Raw genomic sequence first — 10,597 nt, 5'->3', positions numbered from 1 at the left:
TTTGTTGTTTCAGTATGTCGGCTTAATTGTTACTTTCATTTCAAATTTTAAAAGTAAAGGGCGAGCCTTAGCGAGTTTATTTACCCTTGACTTTTAAAAAGCGAATGGTTGTTGGTCGCTGCAAGGGTTTGACTCTAAAGGCACGCAAGCACCCTTTAAGGTGTATAATTGCGCCCTTAGAAAATCTAAGGTAGATTCGGTTATTTTATTTTTCTTAATTTTCTCTCATAATTTTTTATTTTTTTCTTTCATGTATCCTTCTTCCGTTTTTAGACAAATAAAAAACAGTAAACCTTTTTTCGATTTACTGTTCACAAAAAATAACTTTAATTAAATTTTAAAGACTAAAATTTATCTATTTTATCTCTAAACTTCCTTTTTATCTTAAATAATAGACTTGATGAATATTGCTCATTTTTAACCAATAATTCGTATGCTCCCATAACATTTGATGAATATGCAAATCCAAACAATCCTATTCCAAACCCAAAAAATACAAATGAATGATAATCTGACCATCTACCAACAGTTAATCCTAAACTAACAAGACCTAGAATAAACAAAACTGTTGATAGTATTGCAATTAAAATGTATTTCCTTTTTTTCAAATCATATTCTTTCCTTAATGTTTTTAGATACTCATAATCAAACAACAAAGGTTCTTGCTTTAATATTTTGTACTGCTCATTTTCAGCAAACATTCCAAGTACCATAAACCCAATCCCAAGAACTACACAAATTGCCATTCCTAAATGTGAGATAGATTTGTCATGGGAAAAAATTATATATGGAATTCCTGTAAAAGCCAAAAACATGAAAGATAAACTTATTAAAAAGCTAACCTTTTTTTCGTTTGCAATATATCCTGTTGTAAGCTCTTTACTTACATAATAACCCTTTTCATTAGAACAATTAATTGTCTTGTCATCTTTCAATAAATAATCTACAGATACTTCAAACACATTTGAAAGTTGAAGCAATTTTTCAACTTCTGGAAATCCCTGATTATTTTCCCACTTACTAATAGCTTGTCTTGTTGTACCAATTTGATCCGCTAAATTTTCTTGAGACATTCCTTTTTCTTTTCGTAACTTAAAAAGTTTTTCACCAAAATTCATATATGAAACCTCCTTGTAGTTTGGTAATTATAGTCTATCAAACTACAATGTATACTTCTACCATTGCATAAATGCACTTTCACAACAGAAAGTTGCATCAGTGTTTTTTTCATTATTCACAAATATTTTTCATATTATTATACCCAAAATATTTTTATTTTAAGATTATTTCATAATCTTATAATCAGACTGTTCATATTTATATTTCTTAATTTCCTCTCATTATTTTTAGTTTTTTTTAAATTCTTTTGTCTTTGTCGCTTCTTCTAGTATGATTTTTATTTCTTCATCTGTTAGTTCTTCTAAATTTTCTATACGGCTTTCTAAGATTGGTCTTCTTGTTATTAGCCTATGTGTTCTTTCTTTTCTTCTTTTTACTATGTCTTGTTTTAATATCTTCTTTTCTTGATTTTTTTCTTGCCTTGATTTTTCTTCTTTATCGTCTATTTTATCTTTTATTTCTTTTGATTCTTGTCTTATTTGATCTAATTTTTTCATACTAATCTCCTGTCTTGTAATAAAAGGAGATAACATTTTCTGCTATCCCTTTCAAAGCTTCATTATTAAAATTTATAAAATACTCTTTTCGATAATATCTGATATTTCCTTTTGTATAGATTCTATCTTTCTATCTATTCCTTTTTGTTGCATGATGTGATTTTGTATCTCTGAAATAATTTTCTTCTATTCATTTTTACGATATTAGGATGAAATAATAAATATTTGCTAGTAAATTTTATTCAATATTATAGATTTGACTTGTTTTTTATTATTGTATATAATGATAATGATAATTAAAATTATTTGAAAGCGAGGAATAAAATGACAAAATTAAACACATATCTTGCAAATCTTGCAGTAATAAACATTAAAATCCATAATCTACATTGGAATATTGTAGGATCTCAATTTGTAGCTGTCCATGAGTATCTTGAATCTGAATATGATAAGGCCGGCGAGAGACTTGATGAAGTTGCTGAACTAATCAGAATGGCTGGGGAATTTCCAGTTGCTAATTTAAAAGGATATTTAGAAATTTCTACTATAAAAGAGATTGAAACTTCTAAAGAAATATCTATTAAAGAAGCATTAGAAATAGTCCTATCTGACATAAAACTTCAAAAAGAACTCGCACTAGAGATTAGAAAAGAAGCAGATGAAGCTGATAATTTCCCTGTAGCTAATGCTATGGAAGATCATATAGAGGACTACAACAAACAAATTTGGTTTGTGGAATCAAGTCTTAAATAGGAAAAATTAACTATTGCAGAACTTTGAATTACTGTCATCCTATAATTAGGGTCTGTAAATAATTTTGTGTATCAACCTAAATCCCAATAAAAGGGCAAAGGTTGATACATTTTTTTGTGTCAATATTTAGCCATTCCTATAGGAATGGTTCTTTTCTTGTTTTCTAGATATGCTCACATTCATTAAATTGAAGTTTCTTTCGGTTATATTTCCCTCTAACCTATCTTCATATAACTGTTCATGGCTTCTATCTATTTCTGTTAATTGTTTTTTTTAAGCTACAGCCCCTTAAAACAAATAGCCAAGAAGTCGAATTGAACATTACAAGTTATGAATTTCTAGTTAAACCAAAACGGTCAGTAAATATGCCAAAATTAGGCTCACGAAAAAGAAGATTATAACTTTTGTGATCTGACTTTTCGCATTAAACCCAAAATTATCATATCCCTTGGCTCCAACCGTCTGTGGATAAACTTTAGTTGGTAATTTTAACTTGGTAAGCATGAGATAATCAAAAAATATAATATCAAAAAGCTTATATCCTTCAATTCGTAAGACTTTTTTACTTTAGTCCTGCTTGAATTTTTATTATTTCAATTATGTTTATTATTTTGCAGTCAATAGTGATAATCATTATTGACAATTTCCCCCAGATGTGCTATCTTATAAATGTAAATAATATATAATGAGGTGTATGTATGAAACTAACTCAAGAAATAAAAGACTTAATTGGTGAACAGCTTGCTTATATAGCAACTGTAGATGAGAATGGTAATCCTAATATAGGGCCAAAAAGAACTATGAGGGTTCTTGATGATGAACATCTCATCTTTTGCGAAAATACAGATGGCAAGCACCATGCCAATATTAAAAATAATGGCAAGATAGCTATCGCCTTTGTTAAAAGAGAAGACAACAAGGGCTTTAGGATTGTGGGTGCAGCCAAATCTTATACAGACGAAGAGTATATGAACCTAGCCAAGGAAAAGGCTGGTGTAATGCCAAAGGCGGCTGCTGTAATCATAGATATAGAAAAGATCTATACCCTTGATTCAGGTCCAATAGCTGGAAAATTATTAGAAGCCTAATTCCCATAGTTATTAATAATTCTACAAAAAAGTTTGGTGCACGGATTATTTCTTGTGTACCAAACTTTTTTATAAATGATGAATTGAAATAATATTGCGACACCTAAACCAAACTAAGTTCGTGCATAAATAAATCAAATGGAGTTTGATATTCTAGAGGGTCTGTAAAAAATTTTGTGTATCAACCTAAATCCTGATAAAAGGGCAAAGGTTGATACATTTTTTTGTGTCAGTATTTAGCCATTCCTATAGGAATGGTTCTAGATATGCTCACATTCATTAAATTTAAGTTTCTTTCACTTATATTTCCCTCTAACCTATCTTCATATAACTGTTCATGGCTTATATCTATTTCTGATAATTGGTTTTTTTAAGCTACAGCCCCTTTAAACAAATAGCCAGGAAATTGAATTGAACATTACAAATTATGAATTTTTAGTTAAACCAAAACGGTCAGTAAATATGCCAAAATTAGGCTCAAGAAAAAGAAGATTATAATTTTTGCAACCTGACTTTTCACATTAAATCCAAAATTATCATACCCCTTAGCACCAACCGTCTCTGGGTAAACTTTAGTCGGCAATTTTAACTTGGTAAGCATGAGATAATCAAAAAAGATAATATCAAAAAGCTTATATCCTTCAAATAGTATTAAAAATCTAACAAAGGCTTGCTGAAAAGTTAAACTAAATTTTACTGTATCAACAATTGCCCAGACTAGGACGGCTGCAATGGTTAGCAATCCAAGTATAATGATAAGTCCGCCTAATATATTGACCCAAATCGGTTTATCTGGCAACTTACTCATCATAGCTTTGATATCATCGGGTGCACCAAAATGCTTCGAGCCAAATTTCGGTATAATAAGTATAAAATTCACCATCATAATTGATGCTGTTAAGCAGATGATTGTTAACATACCAAGTGTTTTCATCAATTTAATTCACCTCCTCTCTTGAAGTATAAACCATTTCGTATATGAGAGCAATTTTTCTTAGTTGTGTCAACTAAATTCGTATAAATTTTCTTGCTAGTATTAGTGCTATACTTTTTTACAATTTATATAGTTATTTAAAATCTATAATCACAGATGTCTTCTTGTCAATGTCATTATACACATACAGGTCATGTATTAAGAAGTTTTGTAAATTCTCAAATAAATTACTCACAAAACTTTGAATTCCAATCTAAAAGATATTTACAAAATCATTGACAAGATATAAAAACACCCTATATAAAGATTACAATTCTAAAATTGTAAGTAAGCTATCACAAATTATACATTATTTCAATAAAATTTTAGTAACCCTTATTAAGATTTTCTTTGATCCCTTGTAAATCAAGTGTAAAGAACTATAAGAATTTAAATCTCTTTTTCAAATTCATCTTCAAAACTAATAATATCATTAGGAGTGCAAGATAGAGCCTTACATATTCTTTCTAAATTCTTAAATGTAATTGGTTTATCCTTGCCCATTTGTGCCATAACATTTGTTGTAAGTCCTGCCATGGCTATTACATCTGTTTTCTTTAGTCCTTTTTTTGCTAACTGTATCCATAATGGTTTATAGTTAAGTGCCATAATATCCCTCTTTTTCTCTTCATTAGATTTATTTAATTATAGCATAAATATTGATTTCATTCAATCTTACATTGATTTAGTGGTTTGTTTTGGAGAATTTGTTGTGTTATTCCGTCTTTATTTTTAGTGTAAAAAAAAAGACGATAGCATTTTAATTTCTATCGCCTGGTATTATCTAATATTTATTTTTATTTAAATTGATTTTATTGTATATCTTAATAATTCCATTAATCCACTTATAAAAATTAAACTGGGATTCATAACAAACCCCAGCTTAATTTTTAGCGTGTTCTTTTAATATAATTTTGATCCTGCTGGAATATTATCATCCAACATTATTAAGTTTAGTTTTTCTTCTCCGTCATACTCACAAATTGCAGATATAATCATACCTTCTGAGTCAATTCCCATCATCTTACGAGGAGGAAGATTACAAATTGCAAGTAGGGTCTTGCCTACTAGTTCTTCTGCGCTATAGTTATTTTTGATTCCTGATAGGATTACCCTATCTTCTCCTGTTCCGTCATTTAGGGTGAATTTTAGAAGTTTTTTAGATTTTGGAACTTCTTCGCAAGACTTAACCTTTACAACCCTAAAGTCTGATTTAGAAAATGTTTCAAAATCAACATCTTCCTCAAATAATGGTTCAACCTTTACCTTTGATAGGTCAAGTTTTACCTTAGGAGCTTCTTGGCTTGTCTTATTTTCTGCCTTTTCAAGACCAAGTGGCTTCATTGTTGGGAAAATCCCCTCTACTTTAGATAATTGTCTAAATCTCTATAAAAGTCTATTTTATGGTACTTTTCCATTTACGACAATTTGCTAACTCTCTATAAGTGCCTATAGATTTCTAGCAAATTGTCGTAAATTTGTCGTAAGCTGTCGTAAATTCTAAAATATAAATTTCATCGCTTTTTCAAATTCTCCCATCTGTTCTATCTTAAAATCTTCTGTTGCATCTACATATATATCCATTGTTGTACTAATATCAGAATGACCTAGAATAGACTGCATTGCTTTTGTATTTATATTTTGTTCATTAAGCCTTGTAGTAAAGGTGTGTCTGAAAATGTGATTGCTTAAATGTGGAACTAATAGAATATCATTAGAGCTCGATTTATTTTTATCCATTATACTTAAATTGCAATCTCTAACAATTCTTCTTAAAGCTTTATTAAGTGTTCCATTATTGTGAACCTTTCCGAACCTATTTAAAAATACAAAGTCTTTAAATCCATCGATTGAATCACAACATTCGATTCCAAAAGTCTTTTGTAACTCTCTTTCCATAAGAAAAGCATCTTTTACTTTTTGAACCATAGGAATACTTCGCTTACCTGATACTGTCTTCGGTGTATTAATAGCATATCTATTGTTTAATCCTTTACCTTTACTATAATATACCAAAGTCCTATTTACATTTATAAGACCATTATCAAAATCTAGATCGTCCCATTGCAATCCTGTAACTTCTCCAACTCTCATTCCTGTCCAAAGCATAACAATGAATATTGGATACCATTTTTTATATTCATCACTATTAGATAAATATTCTTCAAATAGCACTTGTTCTTCTATTGTCATGGCTTTTTTCTTCAGAGATTCATTTCGATAAGCTACTTTCAATTCCTTCAAAGCATTGTCAGATGGATTAAATCTTATATATTCGTCATCCACTGCTAATTCTAAAACCTGATGTAAGACAGTATGAACACAATCTATGGTAGAAACCATCAATCCCTGATCTTCCTTTAATCTGTTATAAAAACTTCTAACATCAGATCTTTTAATATCAGATAGTTTAATGCGACCAAAAGTCGGTTCGACAAATTGTTGATACATATAGATGTAATTTTTAAAGGTATTATCTTTTAAACCTCTTTTTACCTTTGTCCATAGCTTAAAAGTATCATTTACAGATAAGCTACTTCCTTCGTTGTTGATTCCATCTATAGTATTGCGTAAAATATCTAATTCCTTTTCTCTTAATTCTTTTAGAGTTTTCGCATAGATAGATTTTCTACGACCTATTTTGTCTTGCCACTTAAATTCATAAGTGCCATTTGATCTTTGATATTCACCGTCTTTTAAAACAACCCCTTTACTATCTTTGCGTCTTTTTACCATAAAAATTCTCCTTTTTTGATAAAAGACACGCTATAATTATTATACCGCATTAAGCGTGTTTTATATATAGTTTTAGATTAAATAGAGAACTGTCTATTTAAATATTCTTCCATTAACTTTTTCTTAATAAGACGCTTACTACCATTAAATAATACAAAATCGCAATCATTTTCATCCGTTAATTGTCTAACTTTATCTTGACCAATATTAAAATATTCAGATGCTTCTTTTAATGTTAGAAATGCTTTTTCACAAACACGAACTCCTTTTATATTTTCATTAATCATAAATCCTCCAAATAATATATTTAAAATATTTATTTTAATATTTTTAAAGTTTTTTGACATTGACAAGTGCCTTGGATTAGCAACATAGGAATCTCACCTCCGCCTCTGTTCAGGATGAGCCGGCTTCAACCTTAGAAGTATCATTATCCTCATTTTCTTCATAGCGAATAGGGTATCCCTCCCTATATTCAAACTCTTACTTATCGCTCCCTTTCTTCTTCCCTTGCTTTTAGCTTAGCAGTACTTGTTTTGCCGAATTATTCAGCAGAAAGATCTTGGCGGATAGGTTATTACGCTCCAAAAATGATTAATGTCTTGTCTTGGTCTATTCAATTGTTAAGGTTCAAATATTATTTAGATTGCTTTTAAAATAGAAAGAGGACAAAACTCCCCTCACTTTATAAAGGAAAATTTGCCCTCTTTGGTAACCAGAAACTATATTTCTTCTATAAATTTCTTTAGTTTTTCTAAAATCTTATCTCGCCTTTTTATTAAAGCAGTATGTGATATATTTTGAGTCTTTGATACTGCACGAAGTGTTTCATCATTGAAATATAATCTTTCAATTATTTCTCATTCATCCTTATTTAACTTTGACATTGCATTTCTTAGTGCTTCAATCATCATTTGTGTAGCTACAACTTTTTCAACATCAACATTTTTATCTTCTAGATTATCTTCAAAATTCCCATCGTGATTTAGAGACGAAAAAAATAGCAAGTGGTTTTTCTTGTCCACCTGCTCTAAATATTTTTCGTGTTCTCTTTCTTGCCAGTAGACTTTGTATATCTGCTCACTTACTTTGATTTTTTGCCCACCGACATAAAGGTAATATTCTTTTGTCATTTATGTTTCCTCCATTCTTTTTTTGTCTTTATGTTTTCAGACAAAAAAAGGAGGACTCCTGCTTTTGGGCATGGTTAGTCCTCTAGAATGAAAGAAACTCTTTCTAATAGTAATTTTATTTAATTTTTTAACTGAGTTATCTAACTTGTAAACAGCGTAAACCAAAGAAAAAAGGTAAATTTACTTTAATTATATTTTTTTGCATATTTTACCTCCATTCTTTTAAATCAATCCACTCATTATTCATTACTTGAATTTTTCAAACCAATTTTATCCATCCTATTTAATTCCCCAAACATCATTACTACACCAGCTATTATCATAATTAAATCTACAAGGGGTTCTGCAAACCATACTGCTTTTACTCCAAATATCATTGGCAAAATAATCATGGCAGGTACGAATAAAAATAGCTGTCTTAGCATTACTATTATGCCGGCTTTTTTAGCATTTCCTATTGATTGGAAGAATGTTATAGTCATTACCATTACTCCATATAGGATAAAGATAGAATAAAATAGTCTAAAGTTTCCTATTCCCTGAGTTATAATACTTTCTTCTACTCCAAATAAAGAAAGAATATTCTTTGAAAATGCTAATGCTGGTATCCAAAATATTGATGCAAGAACTAATCCTCCGATAGAAAATACTTTCATAGCTTCTTTTACTCTGTCGTATTTTTTCGCTCCAAAATTTGTACCAACTACAGGTTGTAAACCTTGACTCATTCCCCAAAGTGGAATGAATGAAAAGGCATATACTCTAAGTGTTGCTGCCATCAAGATAGCATTTGTATCTCCGCCATATTTAAATGACATTTTATATAGCATTGTTTGTTGAATCATAAATAAAATTTGCATCATCATAGCAGATGACCCTACGCCAAACATTTCTTTTTTTATTTCCTGATCAGGTTTGATTTTATTTATTTTTACTGCTTTACTTTTATATTTGAAGTAATGGAGTGTTATTATCGCTTGAACAAATTGTGCTGTAATAGTTGCAAGTGCAGCTCCTTCTATTGCGTATCTTCCCATTAATTTCATTAGAATTGGATCAAGAATTATGTTTAAAAAAGCCCCTAGCCCCATAATGAGCATTGCTTTTTTCATTAATCCTTCTCCACGCATAACCATGTTTGCTGATTGAGTAAAGTTTACAAATAAAGAACCAATGAAAATTACTCGTAAATATCTGATACCATATTCTTTAATTTCTCCACTTGCTCCAACCATATCTAAAAAATGTGGTGCAAGTAAAATTCCGCCTATTGTAATAATTGATGAGAATAGAATAACCCAAAAGATTAAATTCCCCATAATTTTATCAACTGTTTTTTGGTCACCCTTTCCTATAGCTCTTGATAAAACTGATGCTGAACCTACACCTATGAGTGTAGATACTCCACTATTAAAAAAGGTAAGTGGCATAGCTACACCACAAGCTGTCATTGCAGTTTGTCCTATAATATTTCCTGCAAAAATTCCATCCATTAGTGGATAAAGACCTATTACTATCATTCCTATTACAGCAGGGACAGATAATTGAAAAAGTAAATCTATGGGTCTTTTTGTTAATAATTGTTCTTTCATATCTTGTTTCATAAAATCATCCTCTATTAAATTTTATTCAATTTTCCAACCAGTAGCTTTTTCTCTTTTCTCAATAAAACTCTTGTATATGTGTGATTTTTCCATAAGCTCTTTATGTTTACCAATACTTTCAATATTTCCTTTATCCATAACAACAATTTGATCAGCATTTTTAATAGTTTCAAGTTTATGTGCAATCACAATTACAGTTTTATCTTTTAACAAATTGTTTAAAGCAGTTATAAGTTGTTGTTCATTTTCTGGATCTACACTTGAAGTAGCTTCGTCAAGAATAACAATTCTGCTTGGTTTTAGCATAGCTCTTGCTATAGATATTCTCTGACGCTCTCCTCCAGATAAATTTGAACCACCCTCTTGTAAAACTGTGTCATAACCATCTGACAACTTCATAATAAATTCATGACACTGTGCTTGCTTAGCAACATTAATAACTTCCTCATCACTAGCTTCTGTATTTCCGAACTTAATGTTGTTTTTTATAGTGTCATCAAATAAATAGACGTCTTGAAAAACAAAAGTGAAATTAGATAACAGATTGTCATACCTAAAATCTTTTATGTTATTATCATCAATCAATATTTCTCCAGAATCTACATCCCAAAATCTAGCTATCAAATTACAAAGTGTTGTTTTTCCCTACAATGTCAAGCAATTGTTACATAAAATTAGACGATATTTCTATCGC

8 protein-coding genes and 5 pseudogenes are annotated in these 10,597 nt (G+C 29.9%); 2 read left to right on the top strand and 11 right to left on the bottom strand.

What is annotated here, in order from left to right:
• Nucleotides 1-344: 344 nt before the first annotated feature.
• Nucleotides 345-1,118, bottom strand: a complete 774-nt coding sequence (locus RRB46_RS10410) for a helix-turn-helix transcriptional regulator (protein WP_311538483.1) — start codon at nt 1,116-1,118, stop codon at nt 345-347.
• Nucleotides 1,119-1,326: 208 nt separating this feature from the next.
• Nucleotides 1,327-1,616 (bottom strand): annotated as a pseudogene (locus RRB46_RS10405) (hypothetical protein).
• A 324-nt stretch (nt 1,617-1,940) separates the two neighbouring features.
• Between RRB46_RS10405 and RRB46_RS10400 the strand changes: the two are divergent.
• A complete protein-coding gene (locus RRB46_RS10400; RefSeq protein ID WP_311538482.1) occupies nt 1,941-2,369 on the top strand; it encodes a DNA starvation/stationary phase protection protein in 429 nt (142 codons plus the stop codon).
• A gap of 342 nt (nt 2,370-2,711) precedes the next feature.
• On the opposite strand, the pseudogene RRB46_RS10395 reads toward RRB46_RS10400, so the two are convergent.
• Nucleotides 2,712-2,927 (bottom strand): annotated as a pseudogene (locus tag RRB46_RS10395) (hypothetical protein); the annotation flags it as partial.
• A 140-nt stretch (nt 2,928-3,067) separates the two neighbouring features.
• Here RRB46_RS10395 and RRB46_RS10390 point away from each other — a divergent pair.
• Nucleotides 3,068-3,457, top strand: a complete 390-nt coding sequence (locus tag RRB46_RS10390) for a pyridoxamine 5'-phosphate oxidase family protein (protein ID WP_311538481.1) — start codon at nt 3,068-3,070, stop codon at nt 3,455-3,457.
• 439 nt (nt 3,458-3,896) lie between these two features.
• On the opposite strand, the gene RRB46_RS10385 is transcribed toward RRB46_RS10390, so the two are convergent.
• The 8 genes and pseudogenes from RRB46_RS10385 to RRB46_RS10350 all read right to left on the bottom strand — a co-directional run.
• On the bottom strand, nt 3,897-4,391 hold the full coding sequence (locus RRB46_RS10385) for a hypothetical protein (RefSeq protein ID WP_311538480.1): 495 nt from the start codon (nt 4,389-4,391) through the stop codon (nt 3,897-3,899).
• Nucleotides 4,392-4,820: 429 nt separating this feature from the next.
• Nucleotides 4,821-5,039, bottom strand: coding sequence for a helix-turn-helix transcriptional regulator (locus RRB46_RS10380; RefSeq protein ID WP_002839984.1), 219 nt, complete (start codon nt 5,037-5,039; stop codon nt 4,821-4,823).
• A 294-nt stretch (nt 5,040-5,333) separates the two neighbouring features.
• Nucleotides 5,334-5,786, bottom strand: a pseudogene (metG, locus tag RRB46_RS10375) (methionine--tRNA ligase subunit beta); the annotation flags it as partial.
• A 144-nt stretch (nt 5,787-5,930) separates the two neighbouring features.
• Nucleotides 5,931-7,166: a tyrosine-type recombinase/integrase gene (locus tag RRB46_RS10370; protein WP_002836633.1), complete on the bottom strand. Its 1,236-nt coding sequence runs from the start codon at nt 7,164-7,166 to the stop codon at nt 5,931-5,933.
• Nucleotides 7,167-7,243: 77 nt separating this feature from the next.
• Nucleotides 7,244-7,453, bottom strand: coding sequence for an excisionase (locus RRB46_RS10365; RefSeq protein ID WP_004818884.1), 210 nt, complete (start codon nt 7,451-7,453; stop codon nt 7,244-7,246).
• Between the two features lie 435 nt (nt 7,454-7,888).
• Nucleotides 7,889-8,299 (bottom strand): annotated as a pseudogene (locus RRB46_RS10360) (sigma-70 family RNA polymerase sigma factor).
• 239 nt (nt 8,300-8,538) lie between these two features.
• Nucleotides 8,539-9,903, bottom strand: a complete 1,365-nt coding sequence (locus RRB46_RS10355; protein WP_311538479.1) for an MATE family efflux transporter — start codon at nt 9,901-9,903, stop codon at nt 8,539-8,541.
• Nucleotides 9,904-9,924: 21 nt separating this feature from the next.
• Nucleotides 9,925-10,548, bottom strand: a pseudogene (locus RRB46_RS10350) (ABC transporter ATP-binding protein); the annotation flags it as partial.
• Between the last annotated feature and the right edge of the window lie 49 nt (nt 10,549-10,597).

The sequence above is a fragment of the uncultured Anaerococcus sp. genome, assembly GCF_963512375.1.
In the GTDB taxonomy this organism is placed as follows: domain Bacteria; phylum Bacillota; class Clostridia; order Tissierellales; family Peptoniphilaceae; genus Anaerococcus.
The sequence above is the reverse complement of the archived record's forward strand: the minus strand, read 5'-3'. Positions and strand labels throughout refer to the sequence as shown.

What these genes read in the sequence shown, in the direction of transcription:
- RRB46_RS10410 (WP_311538483.1), bottom strand. Translation starts at nt 1,118, where the DNA reads ATGAATTTTGGTGAAAAACTTTTTAAGTTACGAAAAGAAAAAGGAATG.
- RRB46_RS10400 (WP_311538482.1), top strand. Translation starts at nt 1,941, where the DNA reads ATGACAAAATTAAACACATATCTTGCAAATCTTGCAGTAATAAACATT.
- RRB46_RS10390 (WP_311538481.1), top strand. Translation starts at nt 3,068, where the DNA reads ATGAAACTAACTCAAGAAATAAAAGACTTAATTGGTGAACAGCTTGCT.
- RRB46_RS10385 (WP_311538480.1), bottom strand. Translation starts at nt 4,391, where the DNA reads ATGAAAACACTTGGTATGTTAACAATCATCTGCTTAACAGCATCAATT.
- RRB46_RS10380 (WP_002839984.1), bottom strand. Translation starts at nt 5,039, where the DNA reads ATGGCACTTAACTATAAACCATTATGGATACAGTTAGCAAAAAAAGGA.
- RRB46_RS10370 (WP_002836633.1), bottom strand. Translation starts at nt 7,166, where the DNA reads ATGGTAAAAAGACGCAAAGATAGTAAAGGGGTTGTTTTAAAAGACGGT.
- RRB46_RS10365 (WP_004818884.1), bottom strand. Translation starts at nt 7,453, where the DNA reads ATGATTAATGAAAATATAAAAGGAGTTCGTGTTTGTGAAAAAGCATTT.
- RRB46_RS10355 (WP_311538479.1), bottom strand. Translation starts at nt 9,903, where the DNA reads ATGAAACAAGATATGAAAGAACAATTATTAACAAAAAGACCCATAGAT.